This is a genomic window from Pseudomonas sp. LFS044, assembly GCF_047978245.1.
Classification (GTDB): Bacteria; Pseudomonadota; Gammaproteobacteria; order Pseudomonadales; family Pseudomonadaceae; genus Aquipseudomonas.
In genome coordinates, this window is sequence record NZ_JBFPFX010000017.1 from 41248 (window position 1) to 63453 (window position 22206).

The 22206-nt window shown below is 63.0% G+C and carries 17 protein-coding genes; 7 read left to right on the forward strand and 10 right to left on the reverse strand.

Annotation, left to right across the window (positions count from 1 at the left end; all coding sequences use genetic code 11):
* Positions 1–63 precede the first annotated feature (63 nt).
* The 3 genes from gshA to ACNQPL_RS15900 all read left to right on the forward strand — a co-directional run bounded on the left by gshA (position 64) and on the right by ACNQPL_RS15900 (position 7547).
* Positions 64–1641, forward strand: coding sequence for a glutamate--cysteine ligase (gene gshA, locus ACNQPL_RS15890; RefSeq protein WP_416467225.1), 1578 nt, complete (start codon positions 64–66; stop codon positions 1639–1641).
* On the forward strand, positions 1641–2276 hold the full coding sequence (locus ACNQPL_RS15895; RefSeq protein WP_416467226.1) for a TetR/AcrR family transcriptional regulator: 636 nt from the start codon (positions 1641–1643) through the stop codon (positions 2274–2276). The genes gshA and ACNQPL_RS15895 overlap by 1 nt, the downstream gene beginning before the upstream one ends.
* Before the next feature lie 87 nt (positions 2277–2363).
* Complete coding sequence (locus ACNQPL_RS15900) at positions 2364–7547, forward strand: hypothetical protein (protein ID WP_416467227.1); 5184 nt, start codon at positions 2364–2366, stop codon at positions 7545–7547.
* A 72-nt stretch (positions 7548–7619) separates the two neighbouring features.
* Here ACNQPL_RS15900 and ACNQPL_RS15905 read toward each other — a convergent pair whose 3' ends face one another.
* The 8 genes from ACNQPL_RS15905 to ACNQPL_RS15940 all read right to left on the reverse strand — a co-directional run bounded on the left by ACNQPL_RS15905 (position 7620) and on the right by ACNQPL_RS15940 (position 14902).
* A complete protein-coding gene (locus tag ACNQPL_RS15905; RefSeq protein ID WP_008095172.1) occupies positions 7620–7835 on the reverse strand; it encodes a TOBE domain-containing protein in 216 nt (71 codons plus the stop codon).
* Between the two features lie 44 nt (positions 7836–7879).
* Positions 7880–8692 carry an aliphatic sulfonates ABC transporter ATP-binding protein gene (gene ssuB, locus ACNQPL_RS15910; protein WP_346613490.1) on the reverse strand — a complete coding sequence of 271 codons (813 nt, stop codon included), beginning with the start codon at positions 8690–8692 and terminating at the stop codon, positions 7880–7882.
* Positions 8689–9486: an aliphatic sulfonate ABC transporter permease SsuC gene (ssuC, locus tag ACNQPL_RS15915; protein WP_416467228.1), complete on the reverse strand. Its 798-nt coding sequence runs from the start codon at positions 9484–9486 to the stop codon at positions 8689–8691. Before ssuC ends, ssuB begins: the two co-directional genes overlap by 4 nt.
* A gap of 10 nt (positions 9487–9496) precedes the next feature.
* Positions 9497–10645, reverse strand: coding sequence for an FMNH2-dependent alkanesulfonate monooxygenase (ssuD, locus tag ACNQPL_RS15920; protein ID WP_346613488.1), 1149 nt, complete (start codon positions 10643–10645; stop codon positions 9497–9499).
* Positions 10646–10705: 60 nt separating this feature from the next.
* Positions 10706–11671, reverse strand: a complete 966-nt coding sequence (locus ACNQPL_RS15925) for a sulfonate ABC transporter substrate-binding protein (protein ID WP_346613487.1) — start codon at positions 11669–11671, stop codon at positions 10706–10708.
* A gap of 95 nt (positions 11672–11766) precedes the next feature.
* The gene (gene ssuE / locus ACNQPL_RS15930) at positions 11767–12360 is read right to left on the reverse strand and encodes an NADPH-dependent FMN reductase (protein ID WP_346613486.1); all 594 of its coding nucleotides are present in this window, start codon (positions 12358–12360) and stop codon (positions 11767–11769) included.
* A 410-nt stretch (positions 12361–12770) separates the two neighbouring features.
* A complete protein-coding gene (locus tag ACNQPL_RS15935; RefSeq protein ID WP_346612536.1) occupies positions 12771–13409 on the reverse strand; it encodes a peroxiredoxin in 639 nt (212 codons plus the stop codon).
* 164 nt (positions 13410–13573) lie between these two features.
* Positions 13574–14902, reverse strand: coding sequence for an OprD family porin (locus ACNQPL_RS15940; protein WP_346612537.1), 1329 nt, complete (start codon positions 14900–14902; stop codon positions 13574–13576).
* Between the two features lie 496 nt (positions 14903–15398).
* Here ACNQPL_RS15940 and tauA point away from each other — a divergent pair, with 496 nt between their 5' ends.
* The 4 genes from tauA to tauD are packed head-to-tail and all read left to right on the forward strand — an operon-like array spanning position 15399 to position 18890.
* The gene (gene tauA / locus ACNQPL_RS15945) at positions 15399–16370 is read left to right on the forward strand and encodes a taurine ABC transporter substrate-binding protein (RefSeq protein ID WP_346612538.1); all 972 of its coding nucleotides are present in this window, start codon (positions 15399–15401) and stop codon (positions 16368–16370) included.
* Between the two features lie 13 nt (positions 16371–16383).
* Positions 16384–17172 (forward strand): taurine ABC transporter ATP-binding subunit, encoded by a 789-nt coding sequence (gene tauB, locus ACNQPL_RS15950; RefSeq protein WP_416467229.1) that lies wholly within the window; start codon positions 16384–16386, stop codon positions 17170–17172.
* Entirely contained in the window at positions 17169–18008 is an 840-nt protein-coding gene (tauC, locus tag ACNQPL_RS15955; protein WP_346612540.1) for a taurine ABC transporter permease TauC, read from the forward strand. The genes tauB and tauC overlap by 4 nt, the downstream gene beginning before the upstream one ends.
* A 48-nt stretch (positions 18009–18056) precedes the next feature.
* A complete protein-coding gene (tauD, locus tag ACNQPL_RS15960) occupies positions 18057–18890 on the forward strand; it encodes a taurine dioxygenase (RefSeq protein WP_346612541.1) in 834 nt (277 codons plus the stop codon).
* Positions 18891–19013: 123 nt separating this feature from the next.
* Here tauD and betT read toward each other — a convergent pair whose 3' ends face one another.
* Positions 19014–20975 carry a choline transporter BetT gene (gene betT, locus ACNQPL_RS15965; RefSeq protein WP_346612853.1) on the reverse strand — a complete coding sequence of 654 codons (1962 nt, stop codon included), beginning with the start codon at positions 20973–20975 and terminating at the stop codon, positions 19014–19016.
* 244 nt (positions 20976–21219) lie between these two features.
* Positions 21220–22152, reverse strand: a complete 933-nt coding sequence (gene epsC / locus ACNQPL_RS15970; RefSeq protein ID WP_387523570.1) for a serine O-acetyltransferase EpsC — start codon at positions 22150–22152, stop codon at positions 21220–21222.
* Positions 22153–22206: the final 54 nt, after the last annotated feature.

The window sequence follows — 22206 nt, forward strand, 5'->3', positions numbered from 1 at the left end:
TACCCTTGTAGACCGTCAACTCTACCCCCATATTGGGGCGACTGATGCGTGAAGGAATCCATCTTGAGCGACCTCCTCAACCGCCGCCTGAGCCTGCTCGGCGCCAATCTCCCCCTGCTCAAGCAGTGCCTGCACGGTATTGAGCGCGAATGCCTGCGCGTGACCCCTGAAGGTCGCCTGGCCCAGACCCCGCATCCTGAGGCCTTGGGTTCGGCGCTGACCAACGAGCAGATCACCACCGACTATTCCGAGTCGCTGCTGGAGTTCATCACCCCAGCCTTGCCCGACCCGGCCAAGGTGCTCGAAAGCCTCGAGCAGACCCACCGTTTCGTCTACAGCAAGCTGGGCGACGAATACCTGTGGAGCCCGTCGATGCCGTGCACGCTGCCGGCCGAGGAAGATATTCCAATCGCCGAATACGGCACCTCGAACATCGGCAAGCTCAAGCACGTCTACCGCAAGGGCCTGGCCCTGCGTTACGGCCGCACCATGCAGTGCATCGCCGGTATCCACTACAACTTCTCGTTGCCAGAGGCACTGTGGCCACTGCTGCGCGAAGCCGAAGGCAGCACTGAAGACGACCGCGACTTCCAGTCTTCGGCCTACATTGCCCTGATCCGCAACTTCCGCCGTTACAGCTGGCTGCTGATGTACCTGTTCGGTGCCTCGCCGGCGCTGGACAAGGGCTTCCTGCGGGGCCGCCCGCACCAGCTCGAAGAACTGGACGCCGACACCCTGTACCTGCCGTACGCCACCAGCCTGCGCATGAGTGACCTGGGTTACCAGAGCAACGCCCAGGCCGGCCTCACGCCCTGCTACAACAACCTGGCCAGCTATACCGACAGCCTGCGCAAGGCCGTTGGCACGCCCTACCCGCCCTATGTTGAAGTCGGCACGCACGTGGATGGCGAGTGGGTGCAGCTGAACACCAACATTCTGCAGATCGAAAACGAGTACTACTCGAACATCCGCCCCAAGCGCGTCACCTACACCGGCGAGCGGCCGATCCAGGCCCTGACCTCGCGCGGCGTGCAGTATGTCGAGGTGCGCTGCCTGGACATCAACCCGTTCCTGCCGGTGGGCATCGACCTGACCGAAGCGCGCTTCCTCGATGCGTTCCTGCTGCTCTGCGCGCTGGACGACAGCCCGCAACTGGACAACGGCGAATGCGGCCAGTGCACCGACAACTTCCTGACCGTGGTCAAGGAAGGCCGTCGCCCTGGCCTGGAACTGCACCGTAACGGCCAGCCGATCGAGCTGAAAGTGTGGGCCACCGAGTTGCTCGGCCGCATCGGCCAACTGGCAGAGTTGCTCGACCTTGCGCAAGGGGGTGACGAACACGCCAAGGCCCTGGAAGCGCAGCAGGCCAAGGTCGATGACGCCTCCCTGACGCCATCGGCCCAGGTGCTGGCACGCATGGCCGAGCACGACGAAAGTTTCATCGAGTTTTCCCTGCGCCAAAGCCAGAACCACGCCGAGACCTTCCGTGAGCAGCCACTGCCCGCCGAGCGTCAACAGGCCTTCGAAACCCTCGCGCGCAACTCGCTGGCCGAGCAATCGCGCCTTGAGCAGCAAGAAGTCGGCGACTTCGACCTGTTCGTCGGCGCCTACCAGGCCAGCATCCTGGCGATCAGCAACTGATGAGCCGCACCGCCTCCCCGCGCAAGCCCCGCGCCAGCAGCCAGGCCAGGATCGAAGCGATCCTGGCGGCAGCGCGCGAGTTGTTGGCCGAGCAAGGGGTGGCGGCGTTGTCTATCTACAGCGTGGCTGAGCGGGCGCAGATCCCGCCTTCGTCGGTGTACCACTTCTTCGCCAGCGTGCCAGCATTACTCGAAGCGTTGACCGCCGATGTGCATCGGGCCTTTCGCGAAGCACTCAGTGCCCCCATCGACAGCGCTGCGTTCAGCACCTGGCACCAACTGTCACGGCTGATCGAGCAGCGCATGCTCGACATCTACAACGAGGACGCCGCGGCGCGCCAACTGATCCTTGCCCAGCATGGCCTGAGCGAAGTGGTGCAAGCTGACCGTCAGCACGACATGGAGCTGGGCGAGCTGATGCACCGGCTGTTCGACCAGCATTTCCAGCTGCCGACGATGCCGGCCGATGTGGATGTGTTCGCCTTGGCCATGGAGCTGAGCGATCGGGTGTATGCCCGCTCGATGCAGCTGCACGAACAGATCACCCCGCGCATGGCCGAGGAAGGCATGCGGGTATTCGAAGCCTATCTGGGGCTCTACCTGCCGCCGTTCCTGGGTAAACGCCACACAGGCTGAACAAGCAATATCTAACGCAGTTCGCCTTGGGTCGAACGTTGAAATGGGCGCTCCTCTCCAGCACTCAGCCCAACGTGGATCACGACCATGCCCCAATCGCTCGACTCGTCAGCCGACACGACGCCCATTCACCTGGACGACTTCCCCACCCCCCTGCCCCTGCCAACTACCCCTTGGATAATCGCCGGGCGCGGCAATGCCCTGGGCGAGGCCGACCTGCGACGACGCCAGGCGGTCCAGGCACTGAACAGCCTGTTCGAACAGGCGCCGTCGCTGGCTTCGACCGGGCACGCCAGCTACTGGGACGCACGCATGCCCGGGCAGTCGATAGCACGCAGAGCTTTTGCCGAGAAACAGCTGCACGCGCATTTCCAGACCGCGCTGGAACTCAACTACGGGTTGGACCGAATCGCAGACAAGGCCTGGAACCTGGGCCAGCTGGGCAGCGACAGCCAGTACGCGCAACTGCACTGGGATCAACCGGGCGTACCAATAGGCGCATGCCCCACTGCACTGTTGATCACACCCGTGGGCAATGACGACCCCTGGCTGCTGTACCGGCCAGACGCCCACAATCCGGTCCGCGCCTTCCACAGCGAAGCGGCCCTGCTGCAGTGGGCCCACGAGCATCGGGACCGCCTGTGGCCTTCCCCACCCGCCGCGCTGGCCAGCGACAGCGACAGCTCGTTCATTACCGTCATCGCGCTCGCGGGTGATGGCGTCGCCGGCCTGCTGAGCAGCGTACTGGACCACGCGCAGCCAGCCGGCCAGAGCATGCAATTGCACGTCGAGCTGCCTGACGCCTTGAGCGAGGAACTGGCAGGCCTGGTCAGTGCCGATGAAGCGTTGGCGGACGACGAGGTGCATTTCGACTCGCTCGACGAGCGCTTACCGCTAGGCTGGCGCAAGCAGCGCATCGACCGCCAGGAGCAACTGCTGGCTGCCTATCTGGGTGACGACTCTGGGCCCGGCTCTGCACGCTTGGATGAACTGCAGGCGCACCAGGCGAAGCTGGACGCACTGGACAATGACCTGCAACAGCTGCTGGGCGCAGTGCCCGAAAATTCCACTAGCGAAGCCTGGGGGCAAACCGACGGTGAGGCCAGCAGGTTCGAGCGCCTCAGCCAGCACTTTGCCAACACCTTGCTGCGGGAAGCCGCATTCCAGCAATGCCTGGGCGACCTGAGCGAGCCGCACCTGCAATGGGTTCGACAACTGGTAGAGCGGCCCGAGCCAAGCCTTGCGCGACAAGTCGTTCCCTGTGCACTGAAACTACGGGTAGGAACTCGCACTTGGGCACTGACCGGCTTCATCACGCTCAGGGCAATACACGAAGGCACAGTGGAAGACGCAGACACTGCGGTGCTGCTCTACAAACCTGGGTACGACGGTGGCCTGACCTGCTACACAGACCACGCCCAGCTTACCGAGCGGCTGCTCAACACATTGCAAGGCGCCTGGCCAGAAGTGCTGCTGGAAAGCGCCTGGCCACAGGACATCGATGCGCTCCTTGCGCTGATCGACAGCGGCGAGCACACGCCGGCCCTGATCAGCGAACCCATCACCAGCCACGTTTTCGATTACCTGGCCTCAACCCACCTGGCCCTGCTGACCCAGGCCGGGCCCGCCTCGCAGCTGCAACTGCGATGGAAACTGGGCGCAAGCAACAACGCCGCCAGAACCCAAGCGTTCGAACGCTTGGCCGAGCGTAACCGCACCGCAAACCTGCATGCCCAGTTGCATTCACTGAGCCACCTTGATGCGTCCCACCGCCAAGCACTGGCGGCACAGTTCGAGGCCCTGCGCGCCAGCATGCTGGCTTCGAGCCGTTTGCTGGCCATAGACCTGCCTGAGCGCGGGCAGTTCGTACGCAACCTGATGAACAGCCACCTGCGCCAGTCGCTCAATCTGACAACGGTACCCCGAATTACTCTGGACATCGCTGACCGAACCGGCAAGCAACGTATTCCGCTGCCGGAGTCCGGTGTCGCCAATGCCTACAAAGAGGTCATTACGTTCAGTAAAGAACGCAGCCTCGTGCCCCTCGAGCAACTTCTGCTGTGGGCATTGAACGACGACCTGACCTTGCGCCTTGCCAACGCAAATATCCTGATCGACGACGCTACGGCGACGCCTGCCCTGCAGCAAACGCTCAACCACAGCTACATCGCCAATCTGGTTAAGACGCTGAATGTGGCAGGCGCCTACGAGCAGCAGATACTCGACACCTTCAAGGGCACTGCGGGCGAGTCCGAATGGCAAGCGCAACTTCGTCAGGAAACGCTCCGCGCGCCCTTCGAGCACCAGTTGAAGATCCTGCTGATGAGCCGGCCCGGAACCCTGGATGCAGACGGCATGGATGTCTTCGAGCTGTTCTGCCGCGAACAGCAGGACCCCACCCTTACCCGCACCATCGCGCACCACGCACTCGACCTGCGGCCCGGCGTAGCTGCGGACGGTAGCAGCGACCGCGAGACGCTGTCTGGCATTTTCCTGCTCAAACCGTTGAGCGGACCCTGCCTGTTGTTGCTGCCAGACGCACCCAACGGCAAAGTCATCACCCAGCACGAAGACAGCGCGCATGCATGCCAGGCGCTGGAGGAGATGGCCATCGACGAGGCCATGCGCACCTACCTTGCCAACCTCCCGCTGGAAGGCAAACCACAAGCGCGCCTGTCCTATATCAATCAGGCGCTGCTCAAACCACCATTCACTGGGTTCATCGGCGTAGGCAATGCCCGTTCTGAGCCAATCGCCCAGGTGCGGGCCAACCTGCAGATGGGCCGGCTCATCTTCGAGCACCGCGCCTCGTCGCGCAGCCAGGTCGACCTGTATCTGGAAAACGAAGCGATCCGGCATGGCCGGGTATACGACTACATCAAGCTGGCGCTGGGCTTCCTGCCCGGGATAGGTGCCGGAGTTGCCCTGTACGATGGCTGGAACGCCGCCAACGCGAGTGTGGAGGCGTTTCTGCGAGGTGACCCCGGTGAGGGGGTCGAGCACCTGAACAGCGTGTTCCTGTCATTGGTGGATGCGCTCTTCGATGTGGTGCCCGCCGCAGCTTTATCCAGTTCATCCACTGCGCTGGCACGCACGCGCACCCAGGTGCGCCAGCGCCTGGACGGATTGCGACCTACCACCGTGACACGCCGGGGGCGCACCGACCCCTTCAGCGGCTATGAAACCGAAGCGCCCCCGGGCCGCTGGCACGAGCATGCCGAGGGCCACGGCAAAGGTGTCTACCGCCATGCCGAGACCGGAGACGACTTCATCGTCCGCCAGGGGCGGTATTATCAAGTCGAGTGGGACGCCACCTATCGCACCTGGCGCCTCAAAGGCGGCGCAGCACGCAGCTACAAGCAGCCTGTAAAACTCGACGGGTTGGGCACCTGGCAGCCCCACGGTAGCCTGAGCGGGCGTATCGTCGACGGCGGGCTGGCCGGTGGCGGGGCCTACCTGGGCAGGCTGTACCGGCAGGGCTGGCAGCACCTGCGCGGCTACCTTGGCCGCCAACCTGAGCTGGCCTCGCCCACGCAAGTGGTACAGGAGATCAACAATGGCCTTCAGGCCCACCAAGCACAGCTGACCGAAAAAATCTCGGCCTTGAACACCGCGCGCGGCGTTGGCCCCAATGGGCCTCAAGGCACCCCTGCGCCCCGGGCGACTATCAACCGTGCGCTGCAGGAGTCTGCCGAGGAACTGGAGGCATTTGTCACATTTCATGAACAAAGCCTGGAAAAGCTGCACAGGATCAGGCCAGCGCTGGGCCGCGCTTACCAAGGCATGCACAACCAGCTGGCCTTCAACCTGGGCAGGCAGCACCCCACGCTGATCAAGCAGCTCAAGCTGCGAATGAATGAAGACTTCATTCTGGCAAGGCAGCTTGAGCAGGCGCTGGACGCGTCCCCGGACAACGCGCTTGAGCAACTGCGGCAGATACAGCGAGTGAAGGACCGTCTCTGCCATACGCTCAGCAAGCTCGAAGACCAATTCCATCGGGTGCCCCGGGTCAAGCAGAAACTGCGCGGCAGCGAACTCACCGTCTACGAGCAATCACTCGAAAAACTGCAGATGCCAATGGACCCGAACGCGTATCGGACCGTGCGGCTTTCCATCGAAGTGGCCAGCATCGTCAAGGTGCCGAGCCAGCGAAGCTACGATTTCCTCTTGATGCTGCGCCAGGTAAACCAGGAAATCAGCCACCTGCGAAGCGCGTTATTCAGCCACCACGACCTACCCAGCGCAGGCCTCAGCCGCGCCGAGACACACCGCTTCCTCCGTCAGCTCAAAGACCGCTATCAGCGCTTTGACAACCACATGACCAGTTGGCATGACGACTTCCCTGACTACATCACGGCGCAGGGCACACAGCGAATGCACGCGGCCATGAGCCAACTGATCGCCGAAGCCGAGGCAGGGGTCCAGGCCTCCGCGCCGACCGGGCGAATGCCAACCCCCTCCCGCGGGCCAAGCAGGCCCCGCCTGTTCGAAACCGTGGACCAGCAACTGTTGATAGGCCGTGAAGTCACCCTGGACGGCCAGCGGCAGATGCAACTGGGCAACAGGCTGAACGAGGAAACACACCTCACCTTCGCCCGCACCGCCGATAACCGGTGGCAACCTAGCACCGCGCAGCCCGCATCACCGGCAGCCGATCTTACGGTGCTGGAGGCCAGCGCCAGGAAGCGATTGGCTGAGGTAGCTGCGCAGCAAGCCAAGCTCCAGCAGTACAAGGCGTTGAACATGACGCCTGCCAGCCTGCAAGACCTGGCCGATGGTTACGCCACGACGCTGGAGGAGCTGGCGCAGAGCATCGTCCGCCGGGGTGAGGACGCATTGACCGAGGCGCAGCGCCAGCTCCCCGGTAGCCTGAGAACCGCTGCCAATGAGATGCGCAGGGCGGGCAGGCAGTTACGCATCGATCAGGTCAAAACGACGCAGCGCCCTGAGCCTGGTCATCTGGATTACCTGCAAAGCCAAGGTGAAGTGAGGATCGTTTGGTCACGGGTGCTGGAGCCGGCCAGGAACAGGCAGGGGCAGGCTTTGGAGTATCTGGAGGAATACCGGATCGACGATGCGGCCACCGACAGCCCTCTCTGGTATGCGCACTTCCACTTCAAGCGCAGGCCAGCACAAGGCTTTACACGACTAGAGGCCGGTCACATCAAGCTTGCCGAGCAACGCAACCTGGGCGCAGGCGCCTGGCGCGGCGCCCTCACGGAAAGCCAGGCCAACAACCTCTTTAGCGGACTGCGGCCCGCTCAGCCCTAAAGGGTAAGGGCCGCCTGGCGGCCCGATCGCGGTCAAGGCCCGCGACTGGGTCGCCCAGCGCCGCCATGGCCATTACAGCTTGGCGATGGACACTTCGGTGGATTTGACGAACGCAATCACTTCACTGCCCACTTGCAGCTCCAGCTCTTTGACCGAGCGGGTGGTGATGACCGAGGTCACGATACCGGAGGCGGTCTGTACGTCGATTTCCGACAGTACCGGGCCTTCGAGGATTTCTTTCACGGTGCCTTTGAACTGGTTGCGGACGTTGATCGCTTTGATAGTCATGGCTTGATTCCTTCTCTTTGGCTTCAGTCTGGTAAGTGAGTTTTTCAGTGCGCCCAACGCAATTGCGTGGGCAGAGGGGCTACAGGGTCCGGCTCGGGCGCAGTACCCGGTACCGACAGAACACGGTTGAGCACTTCGCTTTCCAGCGCAGCCAGGCGGTGCGAACCACGCGCCCTTGGCCGCGCCAGGTCAACAGTGAGGTCGAGCCCGACCTCGCCGTCTTCGATCAGGATCACCCGGTCAGCCACGGCAACCGCCTCGCTGACGTCGTGGGTGACCAGCAACACGGTGAACCCGTGCTGACGCCAGAGGCGTTCGATCAGTTGCTGCATCTCGATCCGGGTCAGCGCATCGAGGGCACCCAGTGGCTCATCGAGCAGCAACAGGCGTGGCTGGTGGATCAGTGCCCGGGCCAGCGCTACGCGCTGCTTCTGGCCGCCGGAGAGTGCCGCCGGCCACTCATTGGCGCGGTCAGCCAGGCCAACCGCCTCCAACGCATCCAGCGCACGCGGGCGCCAGTTGCCAGCCAGGCCCAGGCCGACGTTGTCGATCACCTTTTTCCACGGCAGCAGCCGGGCGTCCTGGAACATCAGCCGCGTTTCCTCGCGGGCTTCGACCAATGGCGCAGCACCTGCCAGCAGTTCACCGGCGCTGGGCTGGTCGAGCCCAGCCAGCAAGCGCAGCAAGGTGCTCTTGCCGCAGCCACTGCGGCCAACGATGGCGACGAACTGGCCGGCGGGGATGTGCAGGTCGATGCCCTTGAGCACTTCACGCTGGCCAAAGGTTTTGCGCAGGCCATTGGATGCCAGGGGGATGCCACGCAGCAGGCGTGGCGGTTGTTCCTTGAGCACGGTCATGCGCCCTCCTTCCTGGCAACTTGATAAGCCGGGTGCCAGCGCAGCCAGACGCGCTCCAGGCCGCGGGCGGCGAGGTCGGCGAGCTTGCCAAGCACGGCGTACAGAACGATGGCCAGAACCACCACATCGGTTTGCAGGAACTCACGGGCATTCATCGCCAGGTAACCGATACCGGCATTGGCCGAAATGGTCTCTGCCACGATCAAGGTCAGCCACATGAAGCCCAAGGCAAAGCGCACGCCCACCAGAATCGAGGGCAATGCACCTGGCAGGATCACCTGGCGGAACAGGCCGAACCCGGACAGGCCATAGCTGCGCGCCATTTCCACCAAGGCGGGGTCGACGTTGCGAATGCCGTGGTAGGTGTTCAGGTAGATCGGGAACAACGTGCCCAGCGCAACCAGGAAAATCTTCGCCGACTCGTCGATACCGAACCACAGGATCACCAGCGGGATCAGCGCCAGGTGCGGCACGTTACGGATCATCTGCACCGAGCTGTCGAGCAGGCGCTCGCCCCAGTTCGACAGGCCAGTGATGAAGCCCAGCACCAAGCCGATGCTGCCGCCGATCACGAAGCCCAGGCCGGCACGCCAGCCACTGATGGCCAGGTGGGTCCAGATTTCGCCACTGCGCACCAGCTCGACGCCGGCAGCCACCACTGCGCTAGGCGCCGGCAGGATACGCGTGGACAGCCAGCCAGCGCTGACCGCCAGCTGCCAGGCTGCCAGCAGCAGCACCGGCAGCGCCCATGGCGCAAGGCGCTGGGTCAGGGTGGAGGAAGTTGCACGACTCATGGCCCGCTCCTCAGCTCTGCGACACGGACTTGGGCAGGATATCGTTGGCCACCATCTCGCCGAACGGGCTCACGTAACCACCGGTTTTCGGTTGCTCCGGGCGCTGCACGTCGAGGTGCGGGAACAGCAGTTCGGCGACGCGGTAGGACTCTTCCAGGTGTGGGTAACCGGAGAAGATGAAGGTATCGATGCCCAGGTCCGCGTACTCCTTGACCCGTGCCGCGACGGTCGGGCCATCGCCGACCAGCGCGGTACCGGCGCCGCCACGTACCAGGCCGACACCCGCCCACAGGTTGGGGCTGACTTCCAGGTTGTCACGGTTGCCGCCGTGCAGGGCGGCCATGCGCTGCTGACCCACCGAGTCGAAGCGCGCCAACGAGGCCTGGGCACGGGCGATGGTCTCATCGTCCAGGTGCGAGATCAGGCGATCAGCGGCTGCCCAGGCTTCTTCGTTGGTTTCACGCACGATCACGTGCAGGCGGATACCGAAGCGCACTTCGCGGCCTTGTGCGGCAGCTTTTTCGCGCACCTGGGCGATCTTCTCGGCAACGGCTGCGGGTGGCTCACCCCAGGTCAGGTACAGCTCGACCTGCTCGGCGGCCAGGTCCTGAGCGGCTTCGGACGAGCCGCCGAAATACAGTGGCGGACGGGGCTGCTGGATCGGCGGGTAGAGCAGTTTGGCGCCCTTCACCTGAATGTGCTTGCCGTCGTAATCGACGTTTTCACCTTCCAGCACCTTGCGCCAGATACGGGTGAACTCCACCGAGGCTTCGTAGCGCTCCTGGTGATTGAGGTGCAGGCCGTCACCGGCCAGCTCGTCCGGGTCGCCACCGGTTACCAGGTTGAACAGCGCACGGCCGTTGGACAGACGGTCCAGGGTAGCGGCCTGGCGGGCCGCCACGGTCGGCGAAATGATGCCTGGGCGCAGGGCCACCAGGAATTTCAGATGCTGGGTCACGGGGATCAGCGACGCTGCCACCAGCCAGGAATCCTCGCAGGAACGCCCGGTAGGGATCAGCACCCCACCAAACCCGAGGCGGTCGGCGGCCTGAGCGATCTGCTGCAGGTACCCGTGGTCGACCGCACGGGCGCCGTCGGAAGTGCCCAGGTACTTGCCGTCACCGTGGGTTGGCAGGAACCAGAAAATATTAAGGCTCATTGGAGTTGTCTCCTCAAGGGTGGCTCAAACCGGGGCGGTGCCCCGGCACAGGCGAATCAATCAAGGCGCGCTAGCGACCTTGGCCGGGGGTGTCCAGATCACGTCCTTGATGCTCAATGGCTTGGGTATCAGCTTGAGCGCCTGGAAGGTGTCGGCGATTTTCTGCTGTGCAGCCACTACCTCAGGGGTCAACGGCGCAGCACCATAGCCTTGGCGTTTGACCGAGGTGAGGGTGATGTCGGCAGGCAGGCCGAGCAGCGGCGCTACCTGGTCGGTGACCTGCTGCGGGTTGGCCTGGGACCACTCACCCACGGCACGCACTTCTTCGATCAGGGTGTTGATCACTGCCGGGTGCTGCGTCGCGTAGTTGCGGGTGGCCAGGTAGAACTGGTGGTTGTCGACCAGGTTCTTGCCGTCACGCAGGGTGCGCGCCTGCAGTTGCTGTTCGGCTGCGGCCTGGTAAGGGTCCCAGATCACCCAGGCATCGACGCTGCCACGCTCGAAGGCAGCGCGGGCATCGGACGGGGGCAGGTAGACCGGCTGAATATCGCTGTACTTGAGGCCGGCGTCTTCCAGGGCGCGGACCAGCAGGTAGTGAACATTCGAGCCTTTGTTGAGGGCGACTTTCTTGCCTTTGAGTTCTTTCACCGACTGGATGGCCGAGCCCTTCGGCACCAGGATCGCCTCGCTGTGCGGCGCTGGCGGCTCGTAGGCGACATAAAGCAGGTCGGCGCCAGCAGCCTGAGCGAACACGGGCGGGGTCTCGCCGGTAACGCCAAAGTCGATGGAGCCGACGTTCAGGCCTTCAAGCAGCTGCGGGCCACCGGGGAATTCTGTCCACTGCACCTGGATGCCCTGCTCGGCCAGGCGCTTCTCCAGCGTGCCCTTGGCCTTGAGCAGCACCAGGGTGCCGTATTTCTGATAACCGATACGCAGGCTTTCGGCCTGGGCTTGGGTAATGGCGCCGAAGGACACAGCCGCCGCAAACAGGGCGACCAGACCGCGACGCAAGAAGACTGTGCGCATGGCGCTCTCCTGTGCGAATGAGGTTCGGGTTGCACCTGCTTGCCTCGTTGACGGGCGAGTAAGGTGGATGACGCGATAAAGCCGTTGTTACCGGGTCAGATGCTCCAGCGGGCACTGATCAGGCGTTCGTTGAGTACGCCGGGTTCCACGGGCCGCGGCCGGCGGGCCAGGGCTACGTGGAACGTTTCCAGCGAGTCCTGCAGGCGCTCTTCCAGAGCGGGTACCAACTGTGCCGGCCTGGCGCCTTCTCCGTAGGCGATCTGGCTGTCGTCGGCGAAGATCCCTTGCAGGGTCTCTTGCGCCTTGAGTGCCGACAGCACCGGTTTTAACGCGTAATCCACCGCCAGCATGTGGGCGATGCTGCCGCCGGTGGCGATTGGCAGCACGATCTTGTGAGCCAGGGCGCGTTCGGGCAGCAGGTCGAGCAAGGTCTTCAGTGCACCGGCGAACGACGCCTTGTACACCGGGGTGGCAACGATCAGGCCATCGGCCTGGGCAACCAGTTGCTGGAAGTGCTGCACCTGCGGGCTGTCGAAGCGTGCATGCAGCAGGTCCTCGGCAGGAAAGTCTCGTACCTGGAAAGTCACCACCTCGACGCCACGGTCCTGCAGCCACTGGCGCGAGCGCTCGAGCAGCACGCCGGAGCGTGAACGTTGACTTGGGCTGCCACCGATTGAGACGACCAGCATTGAAGCGCTTCCTTGTGTTCTGTTGGAGGTGACATTAACAGCTGCTATATATATCTAGAAATCATATTTTTTCATTTGTTTATTCCATTTTTATCTTTACCTGTGAAGGCCTGTTCGCGGGTGAGCCCGCTCCCACAGGTATCGCGCAAACGCGCAGAGAACAAAGCCCGCGTGCGCGCCGGGCGGCTTCAGCCGGGAAGGAGGCGCTGCGGTGGATGGCACCGGCTTCGCCGGTGTTCGCGGCTGAAGCCGCTCCTACAGGATCCCCGCCAGATCAGTAAGTTGCGTTCGTTCTATGAGAGCGCGCTTACCCGGGAAGGAGGCCACAGGTTTTGTTCCGGCATAAAAAAGGGCCGTCGAAACGGCCCGAATATCCCTGCTATGGCTAAGAGCAATGCAACGAGAATTCTTTAACGGTTAGGTTGCGGGGTGAGGCGCAGATAGGGTTTGACCGCCCGGTAACCTTTGGGGAAGCGCTGCTTGATCTCTTCCTCATCTTTGAGCGAAGGCACGATCACCACCTCGTCACCGTCCTGCCAGTTACCAGGGGTGGCGACCTTGTGGTTGTCGGTCAGCTGCAGCGAGTCGATCACCCGCAGGATTTCGTTGAAGTTGCGCCCGGTACTGGCCGGGTAGGTGATGGTCAGGCGGACCTTCTTGTTCGGGTCGATGACGAACAGCGAGCGTACGGTCAGCGTGTCGCTGGCGTTCGGGTGGATCAGGTCGTACAGGTCGGACACCTTGCGGTCGGCGTCGGCGATGATCGGGAAGTTGACCACGGTGTTCTGGGTCTCGTTGATGTCCTCGATCCACTTGTGGTGCGAGTCGACCGGGTCCACCGACAGCGCGATGGCCTTGACCCCACGCTTGGCGAATTCGTCCTTGAGCTTGGCGGTAAGGCCCAGCTCGGTGGTGCACACCGGCGTGAAGTCCGCCGGGTGGGAGAACAGCACACCCCAGCTGTTGCCGAGCCATTCGTGGAAGTGGATCTTGCCTTCGCTGGAATCCTGCGCAAAGTCGGGGGCGATGTCGCCGAGTTTGAGGCTCATGGGGTGCGGCTCCTGTGCTGTGTTCTGGCCTTGTGGGTTCAATGTGCCTGCTTCCGATGCAAAACAAAAAGAATAAATACTGATTTATTTATAACCATTAGGCATACGAAATAACAGGCACAAAAAAGCCTCGCTCTGGGCGAGGCTTCTTGATCAGCTACGGCTTACAGGAAGTTGTAAGTGTAGTTGAAGATCAGACGGGTCTGATCCTGGTCAGCCAGCGAGCTGGTGCCGGTGCCACGGTATACGCCGTGACGCAGGCTGGCGCCCAGGCCTTTGAAGGTGCCTTCCTGGATCACGTAGTCGACGCGAGCGTCACGTTCCCATTCGCTGAAGTGGCCGTTGCCGTTGGCGTTCTTGCCATCTTCACCTTTCAGGTAGGCGACCGAAGCTTTCAGGCCTGGCACGCCCAGACGCGCGAAGTCATACGAGTACTGGCCGAAGGTGGTGTTTTCACCGGCCTTGGCGAACTGGTTGATCATGCTGTCGGTGAACAGGTAGAAGCTGGAACCGCCGGCGCCTTCAGGACGGCCGTTGCCATCCACGACGTTGCCTTGGTTCAGCCAGACGAAGCCACCGTCATCATTGACGCGCTGGTGACCGAGCATCAGCGCATGGCCACCCAGGGTGTAGGTGAACATCGCGGACCAGGTCTTGTTATCGACTTCGCCAGCGTTCTTGGCATAGCCGCCGTTGTTGCTGAAGCGGTAGCCAGCTTCACCGTTCTTGCCGTCGCTGCTGCTGTCGAAGTAGCGCAGGTCGGTCTTGAAGGACTGGTCGTCAGCAATCTTGAACACGTGAGTCGCGCCCAGGAAGTGCTGCTTGTAGAAGTCTTCCAGGTTCGAGTAGTAGTACTGCAGGGTCAGGTCTGGAGTGAGCTTGTAGTCCAGGCCGCCGTAGCGGAACTTGTTGCTGTCCTGGGTAGCGCCCGCCACCGACAGGCCGGTACGGTTGCTCGACGCACGGCCCATGGCATGGGTCAATTGACCGGCGTTGATGGTCAGGTTGTCGATTTCCTTCGACTGGATGGTGCCACCCTCGAAGGTCTGCGGCAGCAGACGGCCATCGTTGGAGACCAGAATCGGCAGGTTCGGCGCCAGCGCGCTACCGTAGTGAACTTCGGTCTTCGAGAAGCGAGCCTTGGCGTTGCCGCCCACGCGCGCCCACTGGCTCACAGCAGAACCGTCGCTGTCGCTCGGGAAGAAGGTGCTGTTGTCAGGGTGCTTGCCGCGGCCGCCATCCAGGTGAATACCCCACAGGGCCTGGACATCGACGCCGAAACCAACGGTGCCTTCGGTGAAACCGGACAGGTAGTCGAGCTTGAAGCCCTGACCCGACTCGCGGTTGTCGGCGCCGCCATCACGGTTGTCGTTGTTGAAGTACATGGTGCGCGAGCTGAGCGACAGTTTGCTGTCCTCAACGAAACCGGCAGCGCCTGCTTGCTGGGCGAGAACCCCCAGTGCCACGGCCAGAGCCAGGCTGGACTTGTACATGTTTTGCTCCTCTACGTTCTAATTTTTGTGTATCTCTGGCGGTGGGATCTTTTGCCCCTCTCACCGTGGATTGGCGATTTAGTCCCAAAGAGTGACCGGTAAGTCAATCGTTACCGAACATTTCACTACTTTGGTCTAAGGCCCCCTGCGCTACAGGATAATGACAATCCTATAAATCCAAAATGACCGTTTTATTAATTCGTAAGATTTTTACGGAATATGGCCTGAACCTTTACTGCCAAAAGCTGTATCGGCATGCATCCTTCATAGCTTTAGGTTATTTGCAAACGTTTGCTCATAACCTTATTCCTCATCGTTCTGTAAAACGGAAAAAGCCTAGCAGCCGCTTCGGGTTTCGCCACTGCCCGCCAAGGTCTAGAGGGCTTAAAGCATTTGGCTCCTAAGCTAATTCTAAAAAGTTATTTATTTTCGATTTCTTAGATCATCTAGTCTTCTCGCCATCCACCACACTCTTTGCCTGACGAGAGGTTCAACCATGATCCCGCATGCTCCGCTGCGCCTGTTCGCTGCCCTGACCCTCGCCGGCACCAGCTGGTTCGCCCAGGCCGCAGACCTGACCGTTGCCTACCAGACCACGGTCGACCCGGCCAAGGTGGCCCAGGTCGATGGCGACTACGAAAAAGCCAGCAACGCCAGCATCGACTGGCGCAAGTTCGATAACGGCGCAGATGTGATCACCGCCGTGGCCAGCGGCGATGTGCAGATCGGTTACCTCGGCTCCAGCCCGCTGGCCGCTGCCGCCACCCGCAAACTGCCGGTCGAAACCTTCCTCATCGCTACTCAGATTGGCGCTGGCGAGGCGCTGGTAGCCCGCGACAGCATCAAGACCCCGCAAGACCTGATCGGCAAGAAGGTCGCCGTGCCATTCGTTTCCACCGGCCACTACAGCCTGCTGGCCGCGCTGAAGAGCTGGAACATCGACCCGTCCAAGGTACAGATCCTCAACCTCGCGCCACCGGCGATCATCGCTGCCTGGAAGCGCGGTGACATCGACGCCACCTACGTCTGGGACCCGGCCCTGGGCGTGGCCAAGGAAAACGGCAAGGTACTGATCACTTCGGGCGACCTGGCCAAGAAAGGCGCACCGACCTTCGACGCCTGGATCGTGCGCAAGGACTTCGCCGAGAAGCACCCGGAAGTGGTCAAGGCCTTTGCCAAGGTCACCCTCGATGCGTACGCCGACTACCGCAAGGACCCGAAAGCCTGGCTGGCCGACAAGGGCAACGTAGACAAGCTGGTCAAGTTGTCTGGCGCCAAGGCCAGCGACATTCCGGTGCTGCTTGAAGGCAACGTGTACCCGCTGGCTGCCGACCAGGCCAACGCCCTGGGTGCGCCCACTACCCAGGCACTGACCGATACCGCCACATTCCTCAAGCAGCAAGGCAAGGTCGAAGCCGTGCTGCCGGACTACTCGCCGTACGTCAGCGACAAGTTCCTTCCAAACTGATCCGGAGCCCGTCATGGCCTTGCTTGAACTGGAGCGCATCAGCGCACAGTACCCTGGCGCCAGCACCCCGGTGCTGGCCGACATCAACCTGAGCCTGGGGCCACGCCAGCTGCTGGTGGCCCTTGGGCCGTCGGGCAGCGGCAAGACCTCGCTGCTCAACCTGATTGCCGGCTTCGTCGCCCCCAGCGGCGGGCGCATCACCCTCGACGGCGCGCCCGTGCAAGGCCCCGGTGCGGAGCGCGGCGTGGTGTTCCAGGACGATGCCCTGCTGCCCTGGCAGAACGTGATGGGCAATGTCGCCTTCGGCCTCGAACTGGCCGGTGTGCCCCGTGCCCAGCGTGAGGCCAAGGCCCGCGAGATGCTGGCGCTGGTTGACCTGGAAGGCTTTGGCGAGCGGCGTATCTGGCAATTGTCCGGTGGCCAGAAGCAACGTGTAGGCCTGGCCCGCGCCCTGGCGGCCGACCCCCGGGTACTGCTGATGGACGAACCGTTCGGCGCACTCGACGCGTTCACCCGCGAGCAGATGCAGGAACTGCTGCTGCAGGTCTGGCAGCGCACCGCCAAGCCAGTGTTCCTGATTACCCACGACATCGAAGAAGCCGTCTTCCTTGCCACCGAGCTGGTGCTGCTGGCGCCCAACCCGGGCCGCGTGGTCGAGCGCCTGCAACTGGATTTCGGCCAACGTTATGCCGCCGGTGAATCGGCCCGGGCGATCAAGTCCGACCCGCGCTTCATCGAAACCCGCGAGCATGTGCTGGCGCGGGTGTTCTCCCAACGCCAAAACCTGCAGGAGCGCGCATGAGCAGCCTGGATCTGCCGGTCGCCGGCAAACACGACACTGCACCCCGGCCTGTGGTCAAAGCACGCCGGCAGCTGTCCACCCGCTGGATCAGCACCCTGACCCTGGCCAGCCTGCTGCTGGCGTGGTGGCTGGTAACGGCCGTCGGCTGGATCGAGCCGCTGTTCCTGCCCTCGCCCGGTGACATCGTGGCCCGGGCCTGGACCTTGCTGACCCAAGGCTATATGGATGCCAGCCTGTGGCAGCACCTGGGCGCAAGCCTGGGCCGCATCGGCCTGGCCCTGGGCGCCGCGACCTTGACCGCCATCCCGGTCGGGATCGCCATCGGCTACAACCGCATCGCCCGCGGCATCCTCGACCCGCTGATCGAGTTCTACCGGCCAATCCCGCCACTGGCCTACCTGCCGCTGATCGTCATCTGGTGCGGTATCGGCGAGCTGTCCAAGGTGCTGTTGATCTACCTGGCGATCTTCGCCCCAATTGCCATCGCCACCGCCACCGGCGTGCGCACTGTCGACCCGACCAAACTGCGCGCCGCGCAGTCACTGGGCGCAACCAGGGCGCAGTTGATCCGCCACGTGATCCTGCCCAGCGCCCTGCCCGACATCCTTACCGGTATCCGCATCGGCCTGGGGGTCGGCTGGTCGACCCTGGTGGCTGCCGAACTGATCGCCGCCACCAGCGGCCTGGGCTTCATGGTGCAATCGGCGTCGCAGTTCCTGGTCACCGATGTGGTGGTGCTGGGCATCCTGCTCATCGCGCTGATCGCCTTCGCCCTGGAGATGGGCCTGCGCGCCCTGCAACGCAAGCTGGTGCCCTGGCACGGGCAAAGCCACTGATTGCTGACTGACTACGCCGGCAACCCGGCGCCTGGAACGAGAAAAGACATGAGCCTGACCGTTACCCCACTCAGCCCGGCCCTCGGCGCGCAGATCAGCGGCGTGGACATCAGCCGCGAGATCACTGCCGAGCAGCGCGACGCCATCGAGCAGGCGCTGCTCAAGCACCAGGTGCTGTTCTTCCGCGATCAACCGATCACGCCTGAACAACAAGCACGTTTTGCCGCTCGCTTCGGCGACCTGCACATTCACCCGATCTACCCCAATGTGCCGGAAACCCCGCAGGTGCTGATACTCGACACCGCAGTCACCGACGTGCGCGACAACGCCGTGTGGCACACCGATGTGACCTTCCTGCCGACCCCGGCGCTGGGCGCCGTACTCAGCGCCAAGCAGTTGCCGGCCTATGGCGGTGATACCTTGTGGGCCAGCGGGATTGCGGCTTTTGAAGCCCTTTCGGCGCCGCTGCGCGAAATGCTCGATGGCCTCACCGCCACACACGACTTCACCAAGTCGTTCCCGCTGGAGCGTTTCGGCACCACGCCGCAAGACCTGGCGCGCTGGGAAGCGACCCGGCGCAACAACCCGCCGCTGTCGCACCCGGTAATCCGCACCCACCCGGTGAGCGGGCGCAAGGCGCTGTTCGTCAATGAAGGGTTCACCACGCGGATCAACGAGCTGAGCGAGCTGGAAAGCGAGGCGCTGCTGAAGCTGCTGTTCGCTCACGCGACGCGGCCGGAGTTCAGCATCCGCTGGCGTTGGCAGGAGAATGACGTGGCGTTCTGGGACAACCGCGTGACCCAGCATTTTGCGGTGGATGATTACCGGCCGAACCGGCGGGTGATGCACCGGGCGACCATCCTGGGGGATGCGCCGTTCTGATGATGGCGGGCGAGGCCGTTGGCCTCGAATCGCCGGCAAGCCGGCTCCCACAGAGACCGCAGCGCTGCAAACCCTGTGGGAGCCGGCTTGCCGGCGAAAGGGCCGCAAAGCGGCCCCGGCGATCTAACGGACCAGATGCAGATACTGCATATGCCGCTCGTACTGGTCGAGGATGTCGTTGATGATCTGCTCCTTGCTGTAGCCCACCAGGTCGTAATTCTGGCTGCCCTCGCTCAGGTACACTTCCGCCCGGTAATAGCGGCGGTTCTTCAGATCCTGCGTGCCCAACCCACCCAGGGCGAACGACGGCGTGAAGTAGCCACGCATCTGCACCTGGTAGATGAACGGCTGCTCCTCGCCATGGCCCACCTTCAGGCTGACATTGTCATGGCTCGGATCATCCTGGGTCACCAGCACCAAGCCCTTCTGCTCGAACACTTCACGCACCTCGGCAATCGCCGGGCGCACCACGTCGTCCATGAAGCGGTACACCTCATCGCGTGACGGGAAGTGCACGGCCTGGCTCAGGCGCTGGCGCCAGCCACCACGGCCGCGGCGCGATTGCGCGAACGGTGCCAACGAGTGCATCTGCGCGATCTGGCGCTGCGACTCCAGGTAGAACGCCTTATGCAGGCCCCACATCATGCACAGCAAGATCAGCGAGAACGGCAATGAGGTCAGCACCACCGCCGACTTGAGCGAATCGATGCTGCCGGCGAACAGCAGGCTGCTGGTGATCAGCGCCGTCATCGCGCCCCAGAAGATCCGCAGCCAGTTCGGGCCGTCCTCGTCAGCGCCACCATCCTTGGCCGACAAGGTCGACAGCACCACCGTGCCCGAGTCGGCCGAGGTGACGAAGAACACGAAGCTGATGAACACCGTGACGGCGATCACCGTCTTGCTCCACGGGTAGGTTTCCAGCAGCAGGTACAAGGTCATCGACGGGTCGTCCAGGGCCGACTGGCCAAGGGCGGTCATGCCGTGGTTGATGACCTGGTCCAGCGCGCTGTTGCCGAAGATCGACATCCACGCCAGGGTGAAGCCCAACGGAATCAACAGCACCCCGAAGACGAACTCGCGGATGGTGCGGCCACGCGAAATACGGGCGATGAACAGCCCCACGAACGGCGCCCAGGCAATCCACCACGCCCAATAGAACACCGTCCAGCCACCCAGCCAGTCGCGGTTGTCGCCATAAGCGTAAACATCGAAGCTTTTGCGTGGCAAGGCGCCCAGGTAATCGCCGAGGTTCTGGATCAGGGTGTTGAACAGGTGCTGTGTAGGCCCGGCGAACAGCACGAACAGCAGCAGCGCGCAGGCCAGGAACAGGTTGATGTCACTCATCACCCGCACGCCCTTCTCCACCCCGGCGACCGCCACTGCCACCGCCGCGCCCATCATCAAGGCGATGAGGATGACCTGCACCCACTGGCTATGGCTGATGCCGAACAGGTAGTCGAGGCCTGCGTTCAGGTGCAGCACGCCGAAGCCCATGTCGGCGCCCAGGCCGAACACCGTGGCGATGATGCCGAAGCCGTCCACCGCATAGCCGATCGGCCCATTGATGCGCTTGCCGATCAGCGGGTACAGCGCCGAACGCAGGGCCAGTGGCAGGTTGTGGCGATAGGCGAAGTACGCCAGTGCCATGCCGACGAAGGCGAACACGCCCCAGCCATGCAGGCCCCAATGCAGGAACAGGATCTGCATCGCCTGGCGCCCGGCCTCGGCCGTGCCCGCTTCGCCCTGCGGGGGCTGCAGCATGTGGGTCAGGGGTTCGGAAACGCAGAAGAAGAACAGCGTGATGCTGATACCGGCGGCGAACAGCATGCCGGCCCATGACAGGTAGCTGAACTCGGGCTCGTCGTGGTCGGCACCGAGCTTGATCTTGCCGTAACCAGACAAGGCGGTGACCACCACGAAGACCAGGTACAGGGTCATGGCCAGCATGTAGTACCAGCCGACCGTGTTGGCCGCCCAGTTCTGTGCCGCCAGCAACCATTCGCCCGCCGCTTGCGGTTGGGCGATGACCACCAGGCCGAAGATGAGGATGAAACTTGCCGCGAAGTAGAACACCGGGGGGTTCATGCGGATCGTGCTGTTGGAAGGGGTCGGTGCACTCATGGGGCATGCACCTCGTCGAATGACGTGAGGTTCGGAATGAACGGGTTCAGCAAAGGAATCCTCCTGTTGAACACCGGCAGCGGACCAGCGTTGTTTTCGTTGAACAAGCGTTCAAGTTAAACATGGATCGAATTTCAATGCGAACCTGGGCGCTGATCGGCGCCTGCCTGTGCCGCGATAACGCCGCTACAGGCAGCGCTGTTGCGAGTCAGTTCTTGTCCTGGCAATCCAACTGTAGATTGGCCTGGGTGATGTTGCTTTGCGCCGGCACGCTGCGGGTCAGCCACACGTTGCCACCAATGGTCGACCCCTTGCCGATGGTGATCCTTCCCAGAATGGTCGCGCCGGCGTAAATCACCACGTCGTCCTCGACGATCGGGTGGCGCGCCAGGCCTTTGTGCAGGGTCCCCGACTCATCGCTGGGGAAGCGTTTGGCCCCAAGCGTCACGGCCTGGTAGATACGCACACGCTCACCGATGATCGCGGTTTCACCAATCACCACACCCGTCCCGTGGTCGATGAAGAAGCTCTGGCCAATCTGCGCCCCCGGGTGGATGTCGATGCCCGTAGCCGAATGCGCGAGTTCCGAACTGATCCGCGCCAGCAGCGGCAAGCCGGCCTGGTACAGGTGATGGGCCAGGCGGTGATGGATGATGGCCAGAATGCCGGGGTAACACAGCAGCACTTCATCGACGCTGCGCGCTGCCGGGTCACCGTGATATGCCGCCAGCACGTCGGTGTCGAGCAGCACGCGCAGCCCTGGCAGTGCTGCAGCGAAGTCCTGGATCAGGCGCAGCGCCTGGGCATCGACGCCAGCCAGGTCGGCGTTGGTCTGGCGTGCGGCGTAACGCAGTTCCAGCCGCGCCTGGGCCAACAGCGCAGTCAGGGCAGCATCGAGGGTGTGGCCAACGTAGAAGTCCTCGCTCTCCTCGCGCAGGTCGACCGGGCCCAGGCGCATCGGGAACAGCGCACCGCACAGTTGCTCGAGCACTTGGCGCATCGCCTCGCGCGAAGGCAGCTCGCGCCCGCCTTGCTCGCCAATGCTTCGGCCATTGCGGCTGCGCCACTGCTCACGGGCGCCGCGCAGGCCGCTGACGATGCTGTGTAATTGCCAATGCGCGGATGAGGGTTGTTCGCTCACGGTGATCTCCTGCCAGGGCCAATCAGACATTTTGCAAACCACTTTACGGCAAAT

What these genes read in the sequence shown, in the direction of transcription:
- ACNQPL_RS15895 (WP_416467226.1), top strand. Translation starts at nt 1,641, where the DNA reads ATGAGCCGCACCGCCTCCCCGCGCAAGCCCCGCGCCAGCAGCCAGGCC.
- ACNQPL_RS15900 (WP_416467227.1), top strand. Translation starts at nt 2,364, where the DNA reads ATGCCCCAATCGCTCGACTCGTCAGCCGACACGACGCCCATTCACCTG.
- ACNQPL_RS15905 (WP_008095172.1), bottom strand. Translation starts at nt 7,835, where the DNA reads ATGACTATCAAAGCGATCAACGTCCGCAACCAGTTCAAAGGCACCGTG.
- ssuB (WP_346613490.1), bottom strand. Translation starts at nt 8,692, where the DNA reads ATGACCGTGCTCAAGGAACAACCGCCACGCCTGCTGCGTGGCATCCCC.
- ssuC (WP_416467228.1), bottom strand. Translation starts at nt 9,486, where the DNA reads ATGAGTCGTGCAACTTCCTCCACCCTGACCCAGCGCCTTGCGCCATGG.
- ssuD (WP_346613488.1), bottom strand. Translation starts at nt 10,645, where the DNA reads ATGAGCCTTAATATTTTCTGGTTCCTGCCAACCCACGGTGACGGCAAG.
- ACNQPL_RS15925 (WP_346613487.1), bottom strand. Translation starts at nt 11,671, where the DNA reads ATGCGCACAGTCTTCTTGCGTCGCGGTCTGGTCGCCCTGTTTGCGGCG.
- ssuE (WP_346613486.1), bottom strand. Translation starts at nt 12,360, where the DNA reads ATGCTGGTCGTCTCAATCGGTGGCAGCCCAAGTCAACGTTCACGCTCC.
- ACNQPL_RS15935 (WP_346612536.1), bottom strand. Translation starts at nt 13,409, where the DNA reads ATGAGCCTCAAACTCGGCGACATCGCCCCCGACTTTGCGCAGGATTCC.
- ACNQPL_RS15940 (WP_346612537.1), bottom strand. Translation starts at nt 14,902, where the DNA reads ATGTACAAGTCCAGCCTGGCTCTGGCCGTGGCACTGGGGGTTCTCGCC.
- tauA (WP_346612538.1), top strand. Translation starts at nt 15,399, where the DNA reads ATGATCCCGCATGCTCCGCTGCGCCTGTTCGCTGCCCTGACCCTCGCC.
- tauB (WP_416467229.1), top strand. Translation starts at nt 16,384, where the DNA reads ATGGCCTTGCTTGAACTGGAGCGCATCAGCGCACAGTACCCTGGCGCC.
- tauC (WP_346612540.1), top strand. Translation starts at nt 17,169, where the DNA reads ATGAGCAGCCTGGATCTGCCGGTCGCCGGCAAACACGACACTGCACCC.
- tauD (WP_346612541.1), top strand. Translation starts at nt 18,057, where the DNA reads ATGAGCCTGACCGTTACCCCACTCAGCCCGGCCCTCGGCGCGCAGATC.
- betT (WP_346612853.1), bottom strand. Translation starts at nt 20,975, where the DNA reads ATGAACCCCCCGGTGTTCTACTTCGCGGCAAGTTTCATCCTCATCTTC.